This is a genomic window from Nonomuraea sp. NPDC049400, from assembly GCF_044466425.1.
Classification (GTDB): Bacteria; Actinomycetota; Actinomycetes; order Streptosporangiales; family Streptosporangiaceae; genus Nonomuraea.
Window position 1 is genome coordinate 115,884 of the sequence record NZ_JBITMP010000007.1, and the last position, 23,001, is coordinate 138,884.

A 23,001-nucleotide genomic window follows, 5' to 3' on the forward strand; every position below is an offset into this window, starting at 1 on the left:
GCCCGGTCGGCTCTACCTGCGCATATGTCGGTGCCTTGAGGTCCCCTATCGTGAGGGGATGTTGACGGTCGGCATTGACCTCGCCGCGGAGGCGGCGCGGACCGCGGTGGCCTGGCTCGACTGGTCAGGAGGCCGCGCGCGGCTCGTCAGGGTGGTGGTCGGGGCGGACGACGGTGTGATCGTCGAGGCGGTGATGGGCGCGAGCAAGGCGGGGATCGACTGCCCGCTCGGCTGGCCCGACAGGTTCGTCGACTTCGTCACCGCCCACCGCGCCGGGCACGTCCAGGTGCCGGAGGGCCTCGTGGGCCGGACCTGGCGGCGGGACCTGGCGCTGCGGGTCACCGACCAGGTGGTGCACCAGCAGACCGGGCTGACGCCGCTGAGCGTGTCGGCCGACCGCATCGGCCACGCCACCATGCGCTGCGCCGCCCTGCTGGCCGAACTCGCCCGGCGGGGCCGCCCGGTCGACCGGCGTGGCCGCGGGGCCGTCGTGGAGGTCTACCCGGCGGCCTGCCTGAAGCGGTGGGGGCTGCCGTACCGGGGGTACAAGCGCGCGGCCAACCTCACCGAGCTCGACCGGCTCGTGGACCGGCTGCTGGAGGCGGCGCCCTGGCTGGACCTCGGCGAGTACGAGCCGCTCTGCCGCGCCTCGGACGACGCGACCGACGCCGTGGTGTCGGCGCTGGCCGCCCGCGCATCGGCCCGCGGCCTCGTGACCGTGCCGGCGGCGGAGCAGGAGGGAACGGCGGGCACGGAGGGCTGGATCGCCCTGCCCACCACGCCCCTGGACCGCCTCGTCGCAGACGCCTGAGCCACCGCATCGCCGTCGAACGCCCGGCATGGACCAGGCCGCCGCTGGGCGCCGCGGCCGGTTCACCGACGATCACCAGTCAGGCCCCGATGTGAACGAAGGGCGCCCAGGTCATCGGGCTGCTGGACTGGGAGCGCAGGCGCGTGACCGCGCGGTGCAATGCCACAGCCGGTTCTGTGACGCTGTTTCGGGTCAGGTCCTCGTACACGTCCTTGGCCACCTCGGCGGCGGAGGCGTCGTTCAGCGACCAGAGGGTGCCGATGACGTGCCGGTAGCCGGCCAGGTGGAACGCCGCGGCCAGATGGATCGCCTCGTCGGTGAGGGCGGTGTCGCCCTGGGCGGTCTCACAGGCCGACAGGAAAGCCAGATCGCCGCCGTCCACCCCCACGGTGGTCAGGTCGAGTACGGTCAGGTCGGCGTCATGCAGTGCCAGATGACTGGCGGAGGGCCTGTCAGGATCCTGGTCGCCGTGGCAGGCGAAGTGGACTCGCGGATGTGCCGGGATGGCATCGAGCACGGCCTGCCGGGTGGCGGCGGCCTCCTCCAGCACGACGGCGCGTGCTCCCAGGGCGTCCTGGATCGCCTGTACCTCGGTGGAGACATGGGGCAGGTCGGGGTAGCGGCCGTCCGGGCGAGGCGTGACGCTCAGCGCCGTCACCAAGGTCGTGGCGGACGGTGGCGCGGGAGGCGTGTTCCTGGCGCGGAGCAGGGCTTGCAGGGTGGGCGTGTAGGAGGAGACGACATGCTCGCCGGCCCATGTGGCGCTGCCGCCGGGACGATGCCGGCCGGCGGCGTGCAGCGGCAGCGAGGCCAGCGGTCCGGTCGGGCACCACCAGATCCTGGATGCCGCGGGCAGTGCGAGCGCGTCGAGGACGGGCTGCGTCACGGCGTCCCACAGCCACTCCAGGGTGGTCAGGACGGTCTGCGTCGCGGCGATCCAGGTCGCACGGCCCTGGGGCGCCACGGCGAGGGCCTGGTGGAAGGCGCGTGCTCGCCGGATGGCCTCGTCCTTGCTGAGACCGGGCAGCGGAAGCGCGCGCAGCCCGCCGGTGGTGAGCAGCAGCGCGTCGCAGCGGAGGCGATCCACATTGACGATCACGACGGGTCCCCGTTCCGCGGTCTGCAGCAGGGCCGCGAAGTCGGGGGGCCGCAGGAACGCCGCGAAGCCGGGCAGCTCCCGGACCCGGTCGCGCAACTCGCTGAACCGGGCCGTGGCGTGGCGCCGCCGATCCGCCTCCTGATGTGAGGTGAGGCGCCCTGCCGAGCCGAGCTCGCCGGGCTGGAGCGATCCAGCGGCCTGCGGGTCGCCGCTGCCGTCCAGGATGGCGCTCACCTCGTCGAACTCGGCTGCCAGCGCCGGATGCCGGGCACGCAGCTCGCTGCGGTCGCTTCTGGTTTCGAGCAACTGGGCCCACAGCACGCTCCTGCTCTGCTCCAGGAGCTGGACGGCCGCCCTGGGTGAGTCGCAGGCCAGCGCGGCGGCAGCCGCTTCACCGGCGAGCCCGCCCAGCTGTTTGAGCTGGTTCTCCTGGGATGCGCGGTCGAGGCCGCGCCAGGCGGCCAGCGGCAGCAGGTCCTGCACGCAGACGCGGTAATGCTCCAACGCCTCGACCGGGCTGCCATGACGCAGGCAGTACCCGGCGAGCATGCGCGTGTCCACCAGCCGCCGCAGAGTGCCGGCCGAGGTCACCCCGGCTGCCAGCCGGAAGGCGGCCATGGCGCCGTCACGGTCCCGGCTGCGGCCGCGGCTCTCGTGCCTCTCGTTCAGCGCCAGGCCGAGCTGGCCGGCGCGGGGTGCCAGCGCCGGATCGTCGGGCGAGGTGGCGGCCACCGATGCCTCGAGAGCGCGGATGGCGGCTCGCAGGTCGCGGGCTCGGTGCTTCTCCCAGAACCGCAGGAGCAGCCCGTAGCCCACCACATGCTGATGGCTTGCCCACGATGGGTCGTCTTGCCGAGTCGCCGCCAGCCCCTCGTCGCCCAGACGGATGATCTCGGCGAGGTCGTCACGATTGTCACCGTCGTAGCGCGAGACGTACAGCAGCGCCAGGCCCTTGGCGACGAGGGGACGATGCGGATGGCGCCGGGGCAGCGCGGCCAGTGCCGCCTTGGCCGACTCGATGGCGACGTCCAGGTCGGCGCGCTCGCCATGGGCATCGAAGCGTTCCCGCAGCATGCCGGCCTTGTTGTAGAGGAGATTGGTTCGCCGCCGGTGGTCGATGGTGGGGACGGCCAGGGCCAGATCGCTGATCTCGATGGCCTCGTCCAGGTCGCGGAGATCGCCCCGGTGACCGGCCCGCTTCCACAGATTCCCGCTGAGGACGTCGTACGCCAGAAGCCGGACCGGCGAGTGCGCGGGCAACTCGGCCAGCACGGAGCGGGCGATCTCGACACACTTGTCGACGTCAGCCGGCTCGCCGGTCAGCGTGAAACGCTCAGAGAGCAAGGCGGCCAGCTGCAATCGGCAGAGCACACGGCGCAGGTCGCCCGCCGCCAGGCCGTCGGCGGCTGCGACGATCACGTCCATGGCGGTGTCGACGTCGGACCGCCGGCCGGTGCGCTGGCTGCGCATCCGCAGCGCGTCGCACAGGCTGATGGCGGCCATCGCCCGGCCATGAGCGGCGCTGGGCTCCCGCCACCCCTGCTCACCCGCCTCCACAGCGGCGTCCAGATCGGCTGTCGAGCCGGTCAGCTCGGCCCGTATGTGCAGCGTCTCGGACAGCCCGGCGAGGGCGATCGCGCGATCCGCCCGGCCCGGCGGCAGCTCGGCGGCGGCCCGCCGGTATGCGTCGATCGCGGCATCGGCCGCCGCGGCATCCCCGGTCAGGAGGAACCGCTGCGACTTGGCGCGGGCCATCGAGAGCAGCACGCGGGCGCGCAGGTCCCCGGCCGGCGCCGTACGGGCCGCACGTTCGGCCACTCCGATGGCGGTGGCGTTGTCCGCCGAGCCGCCGCGCATCGCCCGCTCCAGCAATGCGTCGCTCAGCTCGGCCGCGCACGCGCCGCGCAGGAGATGCCTGTCGGGCAGCAGGGCGAGCGCCGACTGAAAAGCCGCGACAGCTGCCTCCAGATCGGCGGGATCACCATCGCGACGGTAGCGGCGCAGGGCCGTCTGGCCGAGCGCGTGGTCGACGGTTCCCTTGTCGGTGTTCTCCACCGCATTGGTGGCCGCCGCGAAGACGTCGGCCGCCTCGGCGGCGTCGGCGGAGGCTGCCCGCAGGTCGGCCGGGTCTCCGGTGACGTCGTACTTCGTCGCCTTGTGCAGGGCGAGCTGGGTCAGGAGATGGCCCCGCAGGGCGCCGCCGGCGGGTGCGCCGGCGATCGCGTCTGTCAGCAGGGCGAGGCTGCGGTCCAGGTCATGGCGGTCGCCGCGGTGGCTGAACCGGGCATACAGTGCCCCGCTCAGGATGACGCGCAGGTTGCCGAGCCGGTCCTCGTCCTGGCCGGGCGAGTCCAGCACTCTGTCGGCGGCGGCGATGGCCGCCTCCAGCTCCTCCACGCTGCCGGGGATGGCGTTGAACACCCTCGCGGACACACTGCTCACCTCATCCTCCAGGCCGTCTCCCGAGGGAAGGTCGGCCTGGTCGCCGGTGATGGAGAAGCGGGCGGTGGACGCCTCGTACAGTTCCTGGCGCAGTTCCTTGTCGTCGGGAGTGTCCGCGAGCTGGGCACGGAGCCGCGCGATGAGCTCGTCGACGTCGCCCAGGCGCGGGCCGTCGGAGATGCGGTTCCACAGCAGAGTCCGCAGCAGCCCGTCGGCGGCCCGCTCGATCGCGGACGAGCCGGGACGCGGGTCGCCGAGCGCCTCTCGCAGCACCGTGATCGCCTGTTCCCGGTCGGGCCTGTCACGGGTTTCGCCGAACCTGGCGTAGATCATGATGCCGTACTGAATGTGGGCCAGGTGGCGGCTGGGCAGGTCGATCGGCATGCTCTCCAGCAGCGCGGCGCAGGCGGCGGTGGTGATGGCCAGGTCTTCGGGGCGTTTCGTCAGGACATAGCGGTTGGCGAGAACTGACACTCGCGGGAGCTCGTTTCCCCAGCGCAGCGGGCCGTTTCCAGGAAGCAGGGCGAGCGCGCCGTCCATCGTCTCGATCGCGGTCTGCGCGAGCGCCTGGTCCTCGGCCTCGACCGCCCGCGCGCTCATCACCAGCGCCAGCTTGCTCAGGTGGGCCGCACGGTCGGCGTCCCGGTCCTGGTCACCGTCGGAGTCGCCGGCTGTCTGGTCCATGGCGACGGCTTCCTCGCAGAGGGCCAACGCCTCGCTCAGGTCCCCGGCGTCGCCCCCGCCCACCAGTCGCCGCCTGGCGATCGTCAGCCCCAGCTTCGACCGGGTCGCGGCCGACTCCGGTGCGAGAGCCATCGCCTGCCGATACCAGCCGATCGCGGTCTCCACGTCAGCGGGATCGGACCTGATGTCCCACCGCATGACCAGCGCGTCGGCCGCGCCGGCCAGCCGCGTCGCCCGCTCTCCAGCGCCCTCGGGACTCTGTTCCAGCGCCTCCGACAGGGCGGCCACACCCCGGTCCAGGTCCTCCTGCTCACCTGTGCGGGCGAAGCGCTGCAGCAACGCCCTGCCGTACGGCACACCGGCGTCCGCCTCATACTGATTTATGGCCTGATTGAGGGCGTCGAGGTCGTCCTCGCGCTCGAAGCGGGCCACCAGATCGGCTGCGTCGCCTGCGATGTGATCCATGTCACTCCAGAGTATGATCGGCGCTCGAGGAATACCGGCTCTGCCTGTTCGTGATGGACGATGGCCGCACTCGGCCCACTCGCGGAACGGATGATGACCATGACCGAGGCCGAGGCGCGGGCATGGCTGTGCGCCGAACTGCCCTCCTTACGGCAGAGCGCCCGAGAAGGCGGCTGGACCGCGGCCCTGGAGGACGCGCTGGCCGTGCTGGATGAGGGTGGCACCGCCCTTGACGTGCTGGCGCTGCTCGATCCCGGCTCGCCGGCCGGGCAGGCGAACCAGCGTGGCGACCACCAGTCATACTTGCTTTTCGGCGTCGGTGCCTCTGCGTTACGCGGTGACTACACCTGTCCGGACGGCTGGTGCTCCCGGCGCGCGGAGCGAGACGCCAGGAACCGGCCACCCGTGTGCCCGCTGCGCGGTCGGCCCATGCGCTTCGTCGAGCAGTGACCGCCGTGATCGACGCCCTGTTCACCGAATTCGGCAAGAAGGCCACGGAACGCTGGCTGACCCTGGCCTGGCTGCTCGGCCTCTCCTTCGTGGCGGCCCTGTGGTGCGCCGCCCTCCTGGGCCACGCGCACGCGCTGGACGTCGCCATGCTCATTCAGCGGACCCGCTCTCACGTGAACCGGGCCGGCACCGACCCGGTCACCGTGGTGGTCGTGGCCGCCGTCGTGGTCATGGCCGCCCTCGCAGCCGCGGGCCTCGCTCGGCTGCTGGTCGCCATCGTGGAGCGACTCTGGCTGCTGGAGTGGCGCGGGCGCAGACTCACGTGGCCGGGCCGCCGCCTGGCGTTGCTGGACCGACGGGTGCAGGCCGAGTACCACGGGCTGCGGGTGGCCCTGGTCTGGCCCCGGCTGTGGTCGATCCTCGAGGACCACAAGCGCCTGCCCGTGCAGAACGCCCGCGCGGGCCTGGACAACGCGGCGATCACCGTGAGCTGGGGGGTGCTGTACGCACTGCTCGGCTGCGCTTGGTGGCCCGGCCTGCTGCTCGGGGCCGGCCTGGCGTTCGGCGGCTGGAGGCACGCCCGCCGGTACGCCCACGCGTACGCGATCCTGGTGGAGAGCCTCGTGGACGTGCATCAGGGTGAGCTGGCCAAGGCGCTGGGCGTGGACCTGCCGCACGGCGTGATCACAGCGGACGAAGCCGGCCAGATCAACGCCCGCCTCAGCAAGGGCAGCTCCGACCATCCTGAACGGCCTGGTCCCGCGATCTAGCTGGCGATCTCGATCTGGGCGAGGAACAGGCGCCAATAACCTTTGGCGATGTCGGCGCCCTCGGCGCAGATGGCTTGGGCCTCACGCCGTAACGGCGGTGGCGGCGGTGGTGCCGAGCTCAGCCCGTAACACGGCTGCGACTTTCGACGCGGTGGTGAGCGCCGAGCCGCAGCGCTTGTCAGTGATCGGCGTCTTGGTGGTGCACCGGTCGAAGTTCACGGGCGGGTGCCGCTTCGAGGCCGCCCGGAACGCGTCCGCCGCTTCGCGCATCGGCGCCGGTGTGGTGGGGGCCGGTGTGGCAGGCGCCGACGAAGGCGGGACAGACGGTGGATGCGATGGCGAAGACTCCGGGCCGGGAGGGTCCCGGATCCCAAGCCTGACCGTCCCATGCAACCGGCGCCCTGGCCGGAAGCATCTCCTGGGATGTGAAGCCATCGATTTGGGAGACCCATGAGCCTTGACGAGGAGTACACCGCCTACGTGAGTGGCCGGCTGTCCTGGTTGCGGAGGATCGCTTACCCGCTGTGCCAGGACTGGCACCGCGCCGACGACCTGGTGCAGACGGCGATAACGCGGCTCTACGTCAAATGGCGCCAGGCGCGGGCCGCCGATGACCTCGACGCCTACGTACGGGTGATGCTGATCCGGGTCTTCCTCGCCGAACAGCGAGGGGGCTGGTTCTCCCGGGTACGGCTGACGTCCGCGATCTCCCACCAGCCGTTCGAAAGTGGCGACCGGGACATGGCCATGGACGTCAACCGGGCACTCGCCGCCGTCCCTCCGCGCCAGCGCGCCACCCTCGTGCTGCGCTTTCACTGCGATCTGAGCGTGGAGCAGACCGCCCACGCGCTCGGCTGCTCCACCGGAACCGTCAAGAGCCAGACCGCCCGCGGCCTCGCCACCCTGCGCTCGATGCTCGGCGCGCCGGAGTCCCGTCTCGCACGTACGGAGGAATGCTGATGGACGTCAAGCAGGTGTTCGACTCGCTGGCGACGCACGAGCAGCCGCCTACCGCGGTGGACGTGCACCAGGCCATGGCAGCAGGACGCGCCATGCGCAGACGTCATCGTGCCGCCGTCGCCGGGACCATGGCCGCGGTGGCGGTCGCGGCCGTTCTCGTGGCCGGGACGGTTCACCCGTGGGCGCGGCAGCAGGACGGCGTCGCCGGCGTCGTGCCCGCCACACCCTCCGTCACGGCCACGCCACGGCCCACCTACAAGGGATTCGCGGAATTGAGGAAGAAGTATCCCCCCAAGGGGAAAGTCGCCTCTGTGCCGCCGCTGCTGATGTGGGTGAGCGACGCGCCCCGCAAGAACCAGCTCCTCCTCTGCGAGAGTGGGCCGGACGGTGGCTCCTGCGGCAGTTTTCCGCCACTCACCGCCAAGGAGTTCGCCCGCAGGCAGGGCGAACTTCGCGGCGTGGGCGTCTGGTTCGGTGTGGCCAGGGACGACGTACACGGAGTGACGGCTGTCACCAAGGACGGGCGGAAGTTCCCCGGCAACCTCGCGCGGGGCGTCGGTCCAGGGCTCGGACTTTGGGTCGTCGAGTATCCCCATGGAGCCGACGTGCGGAGCCTTGTCTTCACCGGCGCGAAGGGGGGGACCCTGCAGCGGATCGCCCTGTGACGTGGCTTGCCTCTCGCCGTCACCTGCCGCCGCCGCCGATGCGGAGCGCCTCCTTCAAGAAGACACGGTAGACGCTCGGCGTCCCTTCGGTGGTGATGACCTCGACGATGGAGCGGACGTTGCGGTCCTCGACGGCTTCGCGGATGAGCGCGTCGGCCAGGTCGCGACGCGAGGTGAACCTGCCGATCATTTGCGGTGGGCCCACGGTGTAGTCGGTGACCGCGGGGCCTTCGAACAATCCCGACGGTCGGATGATCGTCCAGTCGAGGTCCGTGCGGGCCACGACCTGCTCCATGCGACCGGCGTCCTCATACAGCGGTCGCCCCATCCTGAGCAGCGCCGGCACGACCACCTTGCGATAGATGAGGGTCTCGCCGGGCGGGGGTTTCATCGGCACGCCGGTCGAGGTCACGCAGACCAGGCGCCGGATGCCGTGCGCGGTCATGGCGGCGGTGATGTTCTTGGCGGACTCGGAGAACGTGGTGATGGCCTCGTCGCCGTAGGGGACGCCGAGCGTCGATATCACCGCGTCGTGCCCGGCCACCGCGCGGTCCACCGCCTCGGGATCCAGGGCGTCGGCCTTGGCCACGTGCAGTGCGGGATCGCTGATGGGGAACGCCTGCGGATGCCGGGTGACCGCGGTGACGGTGTGGCCCTCGGCGAGCGCCTGGACGGTTGCCAGCCGCCCTGTCGGGCCGTTGGCCCCGAAGATCACGAGCTTCACGTGCTTCCTCCCGTTGTGCTGCGCGGCGTGACGCCAGGTTTTTTACGCGTCGCATATTAATTATAAGTAGCGTAAAGCATGCGGGAGGAGGGTCGGATCTTCCTGCTCTTTCCTCTCGACCGTGATCGCCTCGTGGGCAACAATCGGCGCAGGCGCCACGAATGCGCCACAGAGCCGCCACAAGCGAGGAGCGGGGCTTTGGCCGATGCCACCTACAACGTCTTGGGCCCCGTGCAAGTGTGCGGGCCCGATGGCCGGCAGGTTCATCTGACCGGCATGCAGCGTGCCGTGCTCGCCAGCTTCCTTCTCAACGTCAACACGGTCGTTTCCAGGGAACGGCTGGTGGAGGCGGTGTGGGAAGATCCTCCCGCCTCGGCCGTCGCCAACCTGCAGACCTATGTCGCTCAGCTGCGCAAGGCGCTGCCGCCGGGCGCGCGGCTTCTCACCAAGGAGACGGGATACCTCTTCGAGGCGCGCACCGAAGAGGTGGATCTCCTGGAGTTCGAGCGGGCGGTACGGCTGGCACGGGACAGGGCCGAGCAGGGCGATGTCGACTCTGCCGCCTGCCAGTTCGAAAGAGCCCTGTCGATGTGGCAGGGAAAGCTCGCCGAAGGCACCAAGCTCGCCGGTTCCATGCTCGCCCGCATGACCGAAGTGGAAGAACGGCTCGCAGCGGCGAGACTGGACTGGGCGGAGGCGAAGCTCGCGCTCGGCCGGCCCATGGAAGTGATCGAAGACCTCCGCCCCTTCGTGACCGAGCAGCCGCTGCACGAGCGCGCCTGGGGGTTGCTCATGCTCGCGCATTCACGAGCGGGGCAACGGGACAAAGCGCTTGAGGTCTTCCGCCACGCCCGCTCGGTGCTCATCGACGAGTTGGGCATCGAACCCAGCGAGGAGCTCCAGCGACTCCAGGCCGACATCCTGGCCGGCACCGCACAAGTGCGCAGGCCCGCAGCCTGGGCGTCGACCTGTCAACTCCCCTCGGACGTCAAGCATTTCAGCGGCAGGGAAGCCGAACTGGCCACCTTGGACGGGTTGCTCCCGATCCCGGGCGAAGAGTCGTACCGCACCGCCATGACATGCGTGATCAGCGGCACGGGCGGGGTCGGAAAGACCTCGCTCGCCGTGCACTGGGCACACGGGGTGCGCGACCGCTTCCCCGACGGCCAGTTCTACGTGGACCTGCGCGGGTTCAGCCCGGCCGGGACACCCATGCCGGCGACGGAGGCGGTGCGGATCCTGCTGGGGTTCCTCCAGCCGCTCCGCAATCGGATACCCGCCACCTTCGACGAGCAGATCGGGCTCTACCGGACTCTGCTGGCCGGTCGGCGGGTGCTCATCCTCTTGGACAACGCCCGGGAGCCGGATCAGGTGCGCCCGCTGTTACCCACATCACCGGGCAGCCTTGCCGTGGTGACCAGCCGAAGCGTGCTCACCGGTCTGATCGCGGCCGAGGGCGCCCACCTGCTGCGGCTGGCGCCGCTCTCCGACGCGGAGGCCGGCCGGCTGCTGAAACGCCGGCTGGGCCAGGACCGGATGGCGGCCGAGCACGAGGCGGCGGAGGCCATCATCAAGACGTGCGCCGGGCTGCCGCTCGCCCTGGGCATCGTCGCCGCACGAGCCACCATCAACGCCGATCTTCCCCTCGCCGCGCTGGCGGAGGAACTGCAGGTGGAGAACACCCGGCTGGACGCCCTGCAGACCGACGAACTCAACACCGACCTGCGAGAGATCTTCGGCTCCTCCTATCACGTGCTGTCCCCCGAGGCAGCCGAGACCTTCGCCTATCTGGGCCTGGCGCCAGGCCCGGACGTAAGCCTGATGGCCGCGGCCAGCCTCATCGGACACCCGGTCGCGCACACCCGCACCCTGCTGCGCACCCTGGAGACGGCCCACCTGCTGCACCAGCATGTCCAAGGCCGTTACCGGATGCACGATCTCGTCCGCCTGTACGCCATCGAACGCGCGACCCTTGACCTGGGCGTCGATGAGCGCGCCGCCGCGGTGCGCCGCCTGGTGGACTTCTTCCTGCACACGTCGTACGCGGCCGACCGGCTGCTCTCCCCTCAGCGCCGGAACGTCATCGAGCTGGCTCCGCCGGCTCCTGGTTGCCTTCCGCACGCGCCGGCGGACGCGGCGGCGGCCCAGACCTGGTTCAGAGCCGACCACCCCTGCCTGCTCGCTGCCCAGCGGCTGGCTGTCGAGCACGGGCTGCACGTCGCCGCCTGGCAACTGGCCTGGACGCTCGACACCTTCCATCTGGCCCACAACCTGCTGCAGAACTGCATCTCGGCCTGGCGTACGGCATCGACTGCCGTGGAACACCTGGACGATTCGGACGTCCATGCCTTGGTCCACCAGTTCTTCGGTCGCGCCTGCGGCCGAGCGGGGGAGCACGCGGAGTCGCTGACCCATTTGGGGGAAGCGCTGGCTCTGTACGAGCGATCCGGGAACCTCACCGGTCAGGCACAGGTTCGCCATACGCTCGCGCTCACCTGGGGAGGCCGGGGTGAGCATGAGCAGACGCTGCTCCATCTGGAAGGCGCGCTGCGACTGTACAAGGACGTAGGGGACGTCCTGGGAGAAGCCAACGTGCTCAATTCCCTGGGCTGGTTCCACGCGATACTTGCCGACTTCGCCACGGCTCAGCGGCAGTGCGAGCAGGCGCTTGCGCTGCTCCGCCGTCATGACGACCGGCTCGGCGAGGCGGCGGCTCTCGACAGCCTCGGCTATATCGCCCACAACACGGGTCAGCACGCTCAAGCTCTTGACCACTACCACCACGCCCTGACGTTGCGCCGCGAGAGCGGAAACGCCAGCACAGAGGCCGGGACGCTCTCCCGCCTCGGCGACGTGTACCGCGCCCTCGGCCGGCACGCCGAAGCCGTCCGAGTCTGGAGCCAGGCACTCGCCATCTACCGGGACCAGCACCACACCGCGCAGATGAAGCAGGTGCAGGACAGGCTCGACGCCCTGCGGGAAGTGTCATTCCAAACCCTGTGACGGGTGCTTGATCGCTGGGAGACCGTCGCGAAACAGACTCGTGTCATGACTGTTCGCGAAGGCCGTACCAAAGACGGAGGAGAGCACGAGGAAAACCCGCTCGGAAATTTCGCGAACATCGACGTCGATGCGTTCCTGCGGGATTCCGAAAAACGGGTGGCCGACTTCGCCAAGGCGTAGGAAGAGGTCGCGGCTCGGCTACTGAGTCTGCGGGCGGTCAGACCTCGGCGGTGCCGGCCCTGGTCCCTCCAGCCTCGTACTGCGGGTTCTTGAGGCCGTCCGTGAGGCTGTGCTTGGCATACCAGAGGGCCCCCAGCTTCGGGAGCGTGAACAGCCCGTTCCAGAACAGGAACTTCTTCAGCTCGTGGACTTTCTGCTCCGCAACCATCATCTGGTTCGCTACCCGCATCTTTTCGTACAACCTTCCTCCCGGCCCGAAGAGCATGGCCTTGAGCACACTGACCATCCCCCGGGCCGCGAAGAGCAGGTGCCAGTAGATGTACGCCGTCCAGACATTGGCCGCCACCCTGAGCCAGAACGAGAGGCTGTGGGCTGAGTCGGACGCGGCGTTCGACGCCATGGCGTAGCTGGTGACCTTCTGCGCGTAAAGCTCCCGCTCTGGTGCCTGCCAGCTGGCCAAGGACACGCTGTCGTGCTGTTCCTTGGTCGTCGTGCCCGCGGCCTGGACGCCGTTTGCGAAGGCACTCCAGCCGTCCGCGGCCCTGTGCATCACCTGTGGGTCGGCCGGTACCGTCAGCCCGTACCCGACGACCGACCATATGCCCACCCCGGGAAAGACCGCGGTGATGACCGCGTACATGGCAAGGGTGGCGTACTGGATTTCTTTGAAGTCGCCGCCCTCATCCCCGGCTTGAACGGGTCCGGAGTGTGGATGGAGCCGGGAATCTTAAAGCCGCCGGACACTTTCCTCGTTCCTCGTCTCCACAGTCTGCATGTTGTCGGCGACCGTGTGCAGCCGGCCCCGATGATCATGCAGAGCTAGGATCGTGTTGGCGACCGTGTTCTCCGCGTAGCCGACGATCTTGTCGTGCTCCATGGCCAAGAACCATCCGAGCACCCCCATGGCCCACGGTCCCATGCGCATGTTCTGGGGGAACTCGCTGGCCTGGCTCAGGTGCGACACGGGGGAGGTGCCCTCGACATCGTCAGTGAGAGCGTCGCCGAGTGCTCTGATCGCCGGTAAATGGTGGATACGTGCTGCTTCGTCTTGGCTCAAAAACTGCTCCAAGTACGTGATCCATTACTTGACTGGACCTACTAGCTAGCTGTGCCTGAGCGTGGCGGTGCGGATGCCTCGGCGCAGGAGGGCGGGAAGACACAAGATCGTGCCGAGCGCGCCGATCCACACCGTCGCCGCCAGCCCCGCGAGCGCGGTGGTGGCGGCGGCGAGCAGGGAGCCGAGCGCGACCGCGCCCCACAGCAGGAACCGCTGCACGGCGGACACCCGGCCGAGCAGCTCGGGCGGGGTCTGCGTCTGGCGCAGGGTCAGCGAGGTGGGGCTGAACGCGCCCTCGCCCACGCAGTGCACGATGCTGCCGATGACCAGGCCGGCGGCTCCCAGAGCGCCGTGTGCTCCCAGCGCGGGCATGGCCACGATGCCCAGCACCGACACGGTGGCGGCGAGCACGAGCGCGCGCGAACTGCCCAGACGCCTGATGAGGACGGCCGAGGCGAGGTTGCCGATCGGGTAGCCGGCCGCGGCGGCGCCCACCACGACCCCGATCCACTGCGGGGACAGTCCCAGGACGTTGCGGCAGTACAGGACCAGGCTGGTCTCGACCATGGAGAGGAACAGCACATAGACGGTGCCGCAGGTGAGGACCGGCTCCAGGACCGGGTGCCGGAGCGCGAACCTGAGCCCGGCCGCGACGTCCCGCCGTACCCAGCCCCGCTCCCGCACGGTGACGGCGGGCGGCTGCTCCCGGTGCCGGATCATGACAAGCGTCGCGAACGAGGCGGCGAAGCTGAGGGTGTTGGCGGCGAGCGCGCCGGCCACGCCGAGCACCCCGATGACCGGTCCAGCGGCCATCGGCCCGACCGCCTTGGCGGTCGACTCCGACAGCGCCAGGCGGGTGTTGCCGGTGTGCAGCTCGCCCGGCTCGGGGAAGAGGCCGGGCAGAAACGAGGTGTAGGCGACCTGGAAGAACACCACCGCGCAACCGCTCAGCAGGACCAGCGCGAACAGCAGGGGAAAGCTGAGCACGCCGGTGACCGCCGAGATCCAGATCGCGCCGAACGCGATCAGCTGCACGCCGTCGCAGACCAGCATGACGGTACGGCGAGGCAACCGGTCCACGATGGCGCCCGCCGGCAGGCCGAGCGGCAGGAAGGGCAGGAAGAGGGCGAACGGCAGCAGCGCCGCCTGAGCCGGAGTCGCGCCCAGCACCGTCACCGCGAGCAGGGGCAGCGCCAGCGTCATGAACTGGTCGCCGAACAACGACAACGACTGCCCGGCCCACAGGAGCCCGAAGTCCCGGCGCGCCGTCGGCTCGGCCGGCTTCCGCAAGGGGGGCATGCCTCCTGCCGGACCGTCCACTCCCTGCTGCGTGGCCTCTCGTTCAACCATGGCGCTCATCTTCGCCAAGTTCGGAGCCGGACCGACGGCGGATATCGGACCTCGCACTGGGCCCGGCGCAGATAATCCGTGACGAAACTAGAATGGGTCCATGACCGCCATGGCGCCATCACGCGCGGAGCCCGACCTGTCCTTCCTGCTCGACCACACCAGCCACGTGCTGCGTACCCAGATGGCGGCGGCGCTCGCCGAGATCGGGCTGACCGCCCGCATGCACTGCGTGCTGGTCCACGCCATCGAGGAGGAGCGCACCCAGATCCAGCTCGCGGAGATCGGCGACATGGACAAGACCACGATGGTGGTCACGGTGGACGCCCTGGAGAAGGCGGGGCTGGCCGAGCGCCGCCCGTCCAGCACCGACCGGCGGGCCAGGATCATCGCGGTCACCGACAAGGGCCGGCAAGTCGCCGAGCAGAGCCAGCGGATCGTGGACGACGTGCACCGCAAGGCCCTCCACGCGCTGCCGGAGGACGAGCGTGAGGTGCTGCTCCGCGCCATGAACCGGCTCGTTGAAGGGCACCTCGCCGCCCCCGTGGAGGCGCCGCGACCGGCCCGGCGAGCTCGACAATAGGTCCGCAAAGGATCGTCTACAACAAAACTATCTGCTACGGTTCTCTTGTTGCGTCTGAACAGGAGAGACCATGTCGCATTCAAAACTCCGCGCCCTCGTGGTGCTGTCCGCCGCCATGCTGATGACGGTCCTCGACGGCAGCATCGTGACCGTGGCCATGCCCTCGATGCAGCACGATCTGGGCTTCACCCCGGCCGGGCTGAGCTGGACCGTCAACGCGTACCTGATCGCGTTCGGCGGACTGTTGCTGCTGGCCGGCCGGCTGGGCGACCTCATCGGCCGGAAGAAGATGTTCCTGGCCGGCAACGTGGTCTTCACCGCCGCATCCCTGCTCGCCGGGGCGGCCACCGGCCCCGGTCTGCTGATCGCCGCGCGTTTCCTGCAGGGGGTGGGCAGCGCGATGGCCTCGGCGGTGGTGCTGGGCATCCTGGTGACGCTGTTCACCGAGCCTGGTGAGCGGGGCAGGGCCATCGGCGTCTTCAGCTTCACCGGCGCGGCAGGGGCCTCGATCGGGCAGGTCCTGGGCGGGGTGCTCACCGACGTGCTCAGTTGGCACTGGATCTTCTTCATCAACGTGCCGATCGGGCTGGCCACCGTCGCGCTGGCGATCAAGGCGCTCCCGGCCGATCGGGGCGCGGGGCTGGCCGCGGGCGCCGACGTCCTGGGCGCCGTTCTGGTGACCGCGGGGCTGATGCTCGGGATCTACACGGTCGTCAAGGTCGAGGAGTACGGCTGGCTGGCCGCCCACACGCTGGGCCTCGGCGCCGTGTCGCTCGTCCTGCTGGCCGCGTTCCTCGTCCGCCAGGCGGTCGCGCGTACGCCGCTCATGCCGCTGCGCATCTTCCGCTCGCGCAACGTCTCAGGCGCCAACCTGGTGCAGATGCTGGCGCTGTCGGGCATGTTCGCCTTCCAAATCATCGTCGCCCTCTACATGCAGAAGGTGCTCGGCTACGGCGCCCTCGCCACAGGGCTGGCGATGCTTCCCGCGGCGGTGGCCATCGGCGGGGTGTCGCTGTTCGTCTCCGCCCGGCTCAGCAACCGCTTCGGCGCACGCGCCGTCCTGGTGGCCGGTCTGGTGCTGCTGACGGGGGCGATGGGCTGGCTCACCCGGGTGCCGGTGCAGGCCTCGTACGTGGTGGACCTGCTCCCCGTGATGTTGCTCATCGCGGGCGGCGGGCTGGTGCTTCCCTCGCTGACCACGCTGGGCATGTCCGGCGCCAAGGCCGACGACGCGGGGCTGGCGTCCGGGCTGTTCAACACCACTCAGCAGATCGGCGCGGCGCTCGGCGTCGCGGTGCTGTCCACGCTCGCCGCCTCGCGCACCGGCGTCCTGCTCGCCTCCGGCGCCTCCGAGGCGGCGGCGCTGACGGGCGGGTACCGGCTGGCCTTCATGGTCTCCGCCGGGCTCCTCGTGGCCGCCCTTGTCGTCAGCCTCGCCGTACTGCGCCGCCCGGCTCCGGCTCCGGAGGCCGAGCAGGCCGCGCTCGCCACCCTTTGAACCCTGAACGACTTGACAGGAGAGAACATGAACGACAAGCAGTCAGGTCCCGCCCCCCGCTCGCTGACCGAGGAGGAGCTGGTGAAACTCCTCGACGAGCAGCAGTTCGGCGTGCTGGCGACAGTGAGGCGCAGCGGGCACCCCGCCATGTCAACCGTCCTCTACCGGTGGGATCCCGCCGAACGGATCATCCGGATCTCCACGACGGCCGACCGGCTCAAGGCCCGGCAGGTCCGCAACGACCCGCACGTCGCCCTCCACGTGAGCGGTCCGAACGTCTGGTCCTTCGCCGTGGCCGAGGGGGAGGCCGAGGTGTCGGGCAGTTCCGTGGAGCTGCTGGCCTTCGCGGGCGATCAGGCCGATCCCGTCGCCTACCTGGAGCAACAGGCGCGCGAGGGCCGCGTCGTGATCAGGATCAAGGTCTCCCGCCTGTACGGCACGGCCCTGGACATCTCCTGACCGCACGTCAGGCGGCGGCCGGAAAACCGATGGGAAACTGTCGGTGACCGGTGATAGAAAGCAGGCTCGAATACCCGCAAGCTCGCGCCCGGGGAGGGCCTGCCCGTGACCACCAGCAGTTCGGAGTTCTCCGTCTCCGGGCCGCGCTACAACCGGCGCGGCCCGGTTCGCTGGCTCTGGTCCCATGTGCGCCGCCATCCACTCCACCTCGCCGGGTTCCTCGGTGGGTCGCTGGTCATGGTGGTGCTCAACGCCATGGTGCCGCAGTTCACCGGTGACGCCTTCGACGCCGTGCTGGGCAAGCGGGGGCAGCCGCTGGACGCGCTCGGGCTGATCGCGCTGGCGTTGCTGGCGATCGTGCTGGCCCGCGGGTTGTTCGACCTCGTCGCCCGGCTGTCGAGCGAGGTGCTGGCCAAGCGGCTGGAGCGGGACGCGCGCGCCGAGCTCTACGTGAGCCTGCTCGGCAAGAGCCAGACCTTCCACAACCGGCAGCGGGTCGGCGATCTGATGGCCAGGGCCGCCAACGACATCCGGCAGCTCTCCATCATGATCACGCCCGGGGCCGACCTGATCGTGGACTCCGGGCTCACCGGGCTGGTGCCCATCTTCTTCATCGGGGCGATCGACCTGCGGCTGCTGCTGGCGCCCGGGGTGTTCGCGGTCGTGTTCGCGATCGCGCTCTGGCGCTACATGAAGCAGCTCAACCCGGTGGCGACGCGCATGCGGGAGCAGTTCGGCGACCTCAACGCGGGGCTCAACCAGGCCGTGCGGGGCATCGAGGTGATCAAGGTGACCGCGCAGGAAGGGCAGGAACGGCGGCGGTTCCGGGCCAACGCGCGGCGCTATCGCGACTCGTTCGTCCATAACGGGCTGGTGCAGGCCCGCTACCTGCCCACCCTGCTGTTCGCCTTCGCCATGGCGGGGGCGTTGTGGCACGCCCTCTATCTCCAGAGCACCGGGGCGATCACCGTCGGGGAGCTGGTGGCGTTCATGGGGCTCATGGGCATGCTCGGGTTCCCGACGCAGATGTCGATCTTCACGTTCTCGCTGATGCAGATCGGCATCGTCTCCGCGCGCAGGATCCTCGGCATCATGACCGCGGAGAGCGAGATCGAGCAGCGGGCCGACGGGCACGCCGCGCCGATCAGCGGGGAGATCGTCTTCGACAACGTGACGTTCGGCTATGAGGACGACGAGGATCCGGTGCTGCGCGGGGTGACGTTCACCGTGCAGCCGGGGGAGACGGTGGCGATCGTCGGTGAGACCGGGTCTGGCAAGAGCACGGTGACCAAGCTGGTGCCGCGCATCTACGACGTCACGTCCGGGCGGATCCTCATCGACGGCGTGGACGTGCGCGAGTGGGACCTCGACTCGCTGCGGTCGCAGATCTCCACCATCGAGCAGGACATCGTGCTGTTCTCCCGGTCCGTGGCCGAGAACATCGGCTTCAGCCTGGGGCAGCGGGCCGATCACGAGGCCGTCGTGCGGGCGGCGGAGGACGCTCAGGCGGCCGAGTTCGTCGCCGAGCTGGACGACGGCTACGACACCGTGATCGGCGAGCGCGGGGTCACGCTCTCCGGCGGGCAGCGGCAGCGGCTGGCCATCGCGCGGGCCCTGCTGACCGATCCGGCGATCCTCGTGCTCGACGACTCGACCAGCGCCATCGACTCGGCGACGGAAGACAAGATCCAGCAGGCGATCGGGCGCATCCTCGAGGGCCGTACGACCTTGCTGATCACCCACCGCCTGTCCCAGATCCGGTGGGCGGACAAGGTGCTGCTGCTGCGGCGGGGAGAGGTCGTCGACTTCGGCACGCACGACGAGCTGATCGCGCGTAGCCGCCTCTACCGCCGGATCTTCGCGCACTACGACGAGGTGGAGCTGGACGGAGCGGGCGCCGAGGACGGCGTCCTGGCTGGGGAGCAGGGAGGGGTGCGCTGATGGGCTTCATCATGGACGGCCTCGACGCCGAGGACTACGACCGCACTTACAACGACCGCGACCTGCTGCGCCGGATCGCCTCCTACTTCCGGCCGAAGCTGGGGACGATGCTGCTGGTCGCCGGCATGATTGTGCTCGTGTCCGCGAGCCAGGCGGCCATCCCCACACTGGGCAGCCTGGCCGTCGACGCGCTCGCCGACGGGACGATCGGACAGGTCGGCTGGCTGCTCACGGTGGGGATCCTGGTCGCTGGGGCGCTCTCCTGGGTCTTCAACTACGTCCGGCAGAAATACAGCGCGCGGGTCACCGGCGACGTGGTGCTGCGGCTGCGTGAGGACGCGTTCGACGCGGTGCTGGAGCGCGACCTGTCGTTCTACGACGAGACGCCCTCCGGCAAGATCGTCAGCCGGGTGACGTCCGACACCGACGACTTCGCCACCGTGTCCACGCTGACCATGGACCTGATCAGCCAGACCCTGATGGTGGGTTTCGTCACGGTCCTGCTGTTCGTGCGCAGTGTCGAGCTGGCCCTGCTGACGCTGCTGATCGTGCCGGTCGTGGTGGGCCTCGCGCTGGTCTTCCGGCGCCTGGCCAGGATCAGCACCCGCAGGGCGCAGCGCTCGCTGAGCCGGGTCAACGCCAACCTGCAGGAGACCATGGGCGGCATCGCCGTCGCGAAGAACTTCCGCCAGGAGCAGCAGGTCTACGACGAGTTCCGGCCCATCAACCGGCAGAGCTACGAGGTGACGCTCAGGCAGGGATTCGTCTTCTCCACCATCTTCCCCGTGCTGTTCCTCGTGGCCGGGCTCGCGACGGTGGGCCTCGTCCAGCTGGGCGGCTCGGCGGTGCTCGGCGGCAGCCTGTCCGCGGGCGACTGGTACCTGTTCCTGCAAGGAGTCTCGCTCTTCTGGTTCCCGCTGACGTCGATCGCCGCGTTCTGGTCGCAGTTCCAGCAGGGGCTGTCCGCGTCCGAGCGGGTCTTCGCGCTGATCGACGCCCCGCCGCGCGTGGTGCAGACCGCGGCGGAGCCTCCGGGGCGGCTGGCGGGCCGCATCGAGTTCCAGGGCGTCACCTTCGGCTACGACCCCGACCACCCGGTGCTGCGCGACTTCGACCTGCTCATCGAGGCCGGAGAGACCGTGGCGCTCGTCGGCCACACCGGCGCGGGGAAGTCGACGCTCAGCAAGCTGATCACCCGGTTCTACGAGTTCCAGGAAGGGCGGCTGCTGATCGACGGGCGTGACATCCGCACCCTGGAGCTGGGCGCCTACCGCAGCCAGATCGGCGCGGTGCCGCAGGCTCCGTTCCTGTTCAGCGGCACGGTCGCCGACAACATCCGCTACCCGAGGCCGGACGCGGACGACGAGGAGGTGCGCGTGGCCGCGGCGGCGGTCGGGGGCGGCGACTGGATCGACGCGCTGCCGAACGGCCTGCAGACGGATGTGGGCGAGCACGGGCGTGCCCTGTCCATGGGGCAGCGGCAGCTCGTCGCGCTGGCGCGGCTGCTGATCCAGGATCCGGCGATCGTGGTGCTGGACGAGGCCACGGCCAGCGTCGACCCGCTGACCGAGGCCCAGATCCAGGAGGGGCTGGACCTGGTGCTCGCGGGACGGACGTCCATCGTCATCGCGCACCGGCTGTCCACGATCGAGCACGTCGACCGCATCATCGTGCTGGATCACGGGCGGATCGTCGAGGAGGGCGACCACGCGACCCTGCTGGCCCGCGGCGGTCGCTACTGCGAGGTCTACAACACCTACTTCCGGCACCAGTCGCCCCACTACCGGGCCGGCACCGGCTTCGTCACCGTTGCGGGCACCGGAGCCGGCTGACCGCCGGTTGGGGCTCGGGACGTGGGGGTCGGCTGGTCTTCGGTTCGGGCTCGGGACGTGGGGGTCGGCTGATCCTCCGTTCGGGCTCGGGAGAAGGGTCAGCGCAGCTCGATGATCGGTGTGCCGTGCCTCGGGCATGCGGCGGTCGTGAGCGTGTCCCCGCCGTCCGGGACCACGTCGAGCAGCACGGGCCGCGTGCGGCGCAGCGCCGTGACCGCCAGCATCCCGCCGGCCGGACGGGCGTGGAAGCGGCGCCACAGCAGGTGGGTTTTTCCGCAGCTGTGCACAGTGGCGGCGAAGTAGCCGAGGTGCGGATCGTAGGCGACCCCCTGCTCCTGTACGGCCCGCGCGGCGGTCATGCGCTCCACGGTGATCACCCGAATGCCGCCGAACTCCGTCAGGACCGCATCGAGCGCCGACCGCTCGCCCACGAGGATCGCCTGCCCCGCGTCGGTCGCGAGCGCGAGCGCCGGCAGATTCAGCTTCCGGCGGCGCCCGTCGTCCACGACTTTCGCGTCCGGCGCGAGCACCACCCCGTACCGCGGGCCGGTCCACCCGAGAGTGCGCCGGTCCAGCACGGCGGCGCGCACTTCCAGCACAGGCGCTCCCCGCGGGGCGGCCACCATGGCGAGCGCCGCCCGCAGGTCCCGCCCGTCGCCGATCCACGGCGACGGCTCGCGAGAGGCGTCGTACGGCCGCGCGAACGGGCACAGCCGGTGGAGCTGGCCGGCCAGCGCGGCGGATCTGGTGGGCTCGGGCTCGTTCAGCGCCTGGCCCGCGGCCACCCACTGGTCGCGGTAGAACGGCACGCGCAGGAAAGCGGTCTCGGCCACCCGGCGGTAGGCCCGCTCCCACCGCACCGCCGAGAACTCAGCGAGCATCGCGGCCACGGGAGACGCGTCGCCCGCAGATGTAACGGCCCTTCATGCCACCTCTCAGGTGCTTCATGCCACCTCAGCCGCTATCTTGATCAAGGTTGGTTTGTGCCCATGTTGTCATGGTGTGCCATGAAAGCGGTCACGTGCACCTGGAACTCCTTGACCCCCGTCACGACCCGGAGCCGCCCGGCTGGGAGCAGCTGCGCCGCGCCGCCGGCCAGTACGTGACCTGGCGTTACGACCTGCTGCGGGCCTACGCGTGGGCGGCGCAGGCGCCGGTGCTCCTGGCCGTGCTCAGCGAAGGAGGCATCGCGGCCGGCACTGTGTTGGCGTCCTTACGCGGCATCCGGCCCCGGCGCGGCTCGTACGCCCGCGGTCGCGACGTCGCGGGGGTGGTTGACGTGCACGTGCCCGGCAGTCGTTCCGAGAAGGGCTGGTGGTTCACCGGCGACCCGGAGCCGGAGCACCGCCGCGAGCTCCTGCACGCCTACGTGCGCGGCGTGCGGCAGGCGCTGGGCCCCGGCTGGCGCTGCGTCCTGTGGCGCGAGGTGCCGCCCGGCGAATCCGCGCAGCTGCCCGGTGTGGTCAAGGTCCGGCTGCCGACCGCGCCACTGGCCCGGCTGGCCACCCCGTGGACCGGCATCGAGGAGTGGTACGCCTGGCTCGGCGGGACCCGCGGGGCCTCGCTGAGAAGCTGGGCGCGGCGCCTCGCCGCCGATCCGGGTCTGTCGATCGGCGTCGGCCCGGCTCACGAACTGGTGACGGGAGCGGAGGCCGCTGTCCTACGTGCGGAGAACGACCTCAAGTACCGAAACAGGCTCTTCCCGCTGGCGCCGCTGCCGCAACCGTACTTCGACGGACTGGTCGCCAGTGACGAGGTCGTGGCGGTCGCCTACCGCGACGGCAGGCGGCTGATCGGGCTTGCCTTGACAATGGACCATCCGACCTGGCCCATCTGCCTGAGCTGGGGCGCGCTGGCGCCGGAGGACGGGGGACGCAAGCACCTGTACTTCGACTTCTATGTCCGGATGGTCGAATGGGCCATCAAGGCGGGCAAGTCCGGACTGGTCCTCGGCAAGGGGAAAGGGGAGATCAAGCGCTCCCTCGGCGCGGACCTGGTTTCCTCATCGGCGATCGCCGTACCCTGCTGACC

20 protein-coding genes are annotated in these 23,001 nt (G+C 70.2%); 13 read left to right on the top strand and 7 right to left on the bottom strand.

Features of this window, described 5'->3' with window-relative positions:
- Window positions 1-58 precede the first annotated feature (58 nt).
- The gene (locus ACIBVN_RS12420) at window positions 59-811 is read left to right on the top strand and encodes a DUF429 domain-containing protein (protein WP_397135528.1); all 753 of its coding nucleotides are present in this window, start codon (window positions 59-61) and stop codon (window positions 809-811) included.
- A 79-nt stretch (window positions 812-890) separates the two neighbouring features.
- Here ACIBVN_RS12420 and ACIBVN_RS12425 read toward each other — a convergent pair whose 3' ends face one another.
- Entirely contained in the window at window positions 891-5,501 is a 4,611-nt protein-coding gene (locus ACIBVN_RS12425) for a CHAT domain-containing protein (RefSeq protein WP_397135530.1), read from the bottom strand.
- Window positions 5,502-5,600: 99 nt separating this feature from the next.
- On the opposite strand from ACIBVN_RS12425, the gene ACIBVN_RS12430 reads away from it, so the two are divergent.
- Window positions 5,601-5,951 carry a hypothetical protein gene (locus ACIBVN_RS12430; RefSeq protein WP_397135532.1) on the top strand — a complete coding sequence of 117 codons (351 nt, stop codon included), beginning with the start codon at window positions 5,601-5,603 and terminating at the stop codon, window positions 5,949-5,951.
- A complete protein-coding gene (locus ACIBVN_RS12435) occupies window positions 5,948-6,721 on the top strand; it encodes a hypothetical protein (protein ID WP_397135534.1) in 774 nt (257 codons plus the stop codon). Before ACIBVN_RS12430 ends, ACIBVN_RS12435 begins: the two co-directional genes overlap by 4 nt.
- 81 nt (window positions 6,722-6,802) lie before the next feature.
- On the opposite strand, the gene ACIBVN_RS12440 is transcribed toward ACIBVN_RS12435, so the two are convergent.
- Window positions 6,803-6,991, bottom strand: a complete 189-nt coding sequence (locus tag ACIBVN_RS12440; protein WP_397135536.1) for a hypothetical protein — start codon at window positions 6,989-6,991, stop codon at window positions 6,803-6,805.
- Window positions 6,992-7,171: 180 nt separating this feature from the next.
- On the opposite strand from ACIBVN_RS12440, the gene ACIBVN_RS12445 reads away from it, so the two are divergent.
- Both ACIBVN_RS12445 and ACIBVN_RS12450 read left to right on the top strand, forming a co-directional pair.
- Window positions 7,172-7,681 (top strand): SigE family RNA polymerase sigma factor, encoded by a 510-nt coding sequence (locus ACIBVN_RS12445; protein ID WP_397135538.1) that lies wholly within the window; start codon window positions 7,172-7,174, stop codon window positions 7,679-7,681.
- Window positions 7,681-8,346: a hypothetical protein gene (locus tag ACIBVN_RS12450; RefSeq protein ID WP_397135540.1), complete on the top strand. Its 666-nt coding sequence runs from the start codon at window positions 7,681-7,683 to the stop codon at window positions 8,344-8,346. The genes ACIBVN_RS12445 and ACIBVN_RS12450 overlap by 1 nt, the downstream gene beginning before the upstream one ends.
- A gap of 19 nt (window positions 8,347-8,365) precedes the next feature.
- On the opposite strand, the gene ACIBVN_RS12455 is transcribed toward ACIBVN_RS12450, so the two are convergent.
- Window positions 8,366-9,070: an NAD(P)-dependent oxidoreductase gene (locus ACIBVN_RS12455; protein ID WP_397135542.1), complete on the bottom strand. Its 705-nt coding sequence runs from the start codon at window positions 9,068-9,070 to the stop codon at window positions 8,366-8,368.
- A 198-nt stretch (window positions 9,071-9,268) separates the two neighbouring features.
- Here ACIBVN_RS12455 and ACIBVN_RS12460 point away from each other — a divergent pair, with 198 nt between their 5' ends.
- Both ACIBVN_RS12460 and ACIBVN_RS12465 read left to right on the top strand, forming a co-directional pair.
- On the top strand, window positions 9,269-12,073 hold the full coding sequence (locus ACIBVN_RS12460; RefSeq protein ID WP_397135544.1) for an AfsR/SARP family transcriptional regulator: 2,805 nt from the start codon (window positions 9,269-9,271) through the stop codon (window positions 12,071-12,073).
- A 45-nt stretch (window positions 12,074-12,118) separates the two neighbouring features.
- Window positions 12,119-12,253 carry a hypothetical protein gene (locus tag ACIBVN_RS12465; protein ID WP_397135546.1) on the top strand — a complete coding sequence of 45 codons (135 nt, stop codon included), beginning with the start codon at window positions 12,119-12,121 and terminating at the stop codon, window positions 12,251-12,253.
- Between the two features lie 37 nt (window positions 12,254-12,290).
- Here the strand turns inward: ACIBVN_RS12465 and ACIBVN_RS12470 are convergent, their stop codons facing one another.
- The 3 genes from ACIBVN_RS12470 to ACIBVN_RS12480 form a co-directional block, all read right to left on the bottom strand.
- A complete protein-coding gene (locus tag ACIBVN_RS12470) occupies window positions 12,291-12,893 on the bottom strand; it encodes a hypothetical protein (protein WP_397135548.1) in 603 nt (200 codons plus the stop codon).
- An 87-nt stretch (window positions 12,894-12,980) separates the two neighbouring features.
- Window positions 12,981-13,310 (bottom strand): hypothetical protein, encoded by a 330-nt coding sequence (locus ACIBVN_RS12475; RefSeq protein ID WP_397135550.1) that lies wholly within the window; start codon window positions 13,308-13,310, stop codon window positions 12,981-12,983.
- Window positions 13,311-13,355: 45 nt separating this feature from the next.
- Window positions 13,356-14,609 (bottom strand): MFS transporter, encoded by a 1,254-nt coding sequence (locus ACIBVN_RS12480; protein ID WP_397135552.1) that lies wholly within the window; start codon window positions 14,607-14,609, stop codon window positions 13,356-13,358.
- Window positions 14,610-14,760: 151 nt separating this feature from the next.
- On the opposite strand from ACIBVN_RS12480, the gene ACIBVN_RS12485 reads away from it, so the two are divergent.
- From ACIBVN_RS12485 to ACIBVN_RS12505, 5 genes are all read left to right on the top strand, one after another.
- On the top strand, window positions 14,761-15,240 hold the full coding sequence (locus tag ACIBVN_RS12485) for a MarR family winged helix-turn-helix transcriptional regulator (RefSeq protein ID WP_397135554.1): 480 nt from the start codon (window positions 14,761-14,763) through the stop codon (window positions 15,238-15,240).
- Window positions 15,241-15,310: 70 nt separating this feature from the next.
- Window positions 15,311-16,738 (top strand): DHA2 family efflux MFS transporter permease subunit, encoded by a 1,428-nt coding sequence (locus ACIBVN_RS12490; RefSeq protein ID WP_397135556.1) that lies wholly within the window; start codon window positions 15,311-15,313, stop codon window positions 16,736-16,738.
- A gap of 27 nt (window positions 16,739-16,765) precedes the next feature.
- Window positions 16,766-17,197 carry a pyridoxamine 5'-phosphate oxidase family protein gene (locus ACIBVN_RS12495; RefSeq protein ID WP_397135558.1) on the top strand — a complete coding sequence of 144 codons (432 nt, stop codon included), beginning with the start codon at window positions 16,766-16,768 and terminating at the stop codon, window positions 17,195-17,197.
- Window positions 17,198-17,302: 105 nt separating this feature from the next.
- Window positions 17,303-19,138 (top strand): ABC transporter ATP-binding protein, encoded by a 1,836-nt coding sequence (locus ACIBVN_RS12500; RefSeq protein ID WP_397135560.1) that lies wholly within the window; start codon window positions 17,303-17,305, stop codon window positions 19,136-19,138.
- Window positions 19,138-20,970: an ABC transporter ATP-binding protein gene (locus ACIBVN_RS12505; protein WP_397135562.1), complete on the top strand. Its 1,833-nt coding sequence runs from the start codon at window positions 19,138-19,140 to the stop codon at window positions 20,968-20,970. The genes ACIBVN_RS12500 and ACIBVN_RS12505 overlap by 1 nt, the downstream gene beginning before the upstream one ends.
- A gap of 98 nt (window positions 20,971-21,068) precedes the next feature.
- Here ACIBVN_RS12505 and ACIBVN_RS12510 read toward each other — a convergent pair whose 3' ends face one another.
- Window positions 21,069-21,851, bottom strand: a complete 783-nt coding sequence (locus ACIBVN_RS12510; protein ID WP_397135564.1) for a hypothetical protein — start codon at window positions 21,849-21,851, stop codon at window positions 21,069-21,071.
- Between the two features lie 140 nt (window positions 21,852-21,991).
- Here ACIBVN_RS12510 and ACIBVN_RS12515 point away from each other — a divergent pair, with 140 nt between their 5' ends.
- The gene (locus ACIBVN_RS12515) at window positions 21,992-22,999 is read left to right on the top strand and encodes a hypothetical protein (protein ID WP_397135566.1); all 1,008 of its coding nucleotides are present in this window, start codon (window positions 21,992-21,994) and stop codon (window positions 22,997-22,999) included.
- The last annotated feature ends 2 nt before the right edge of the window (window positions 23,000-23,001 follow it).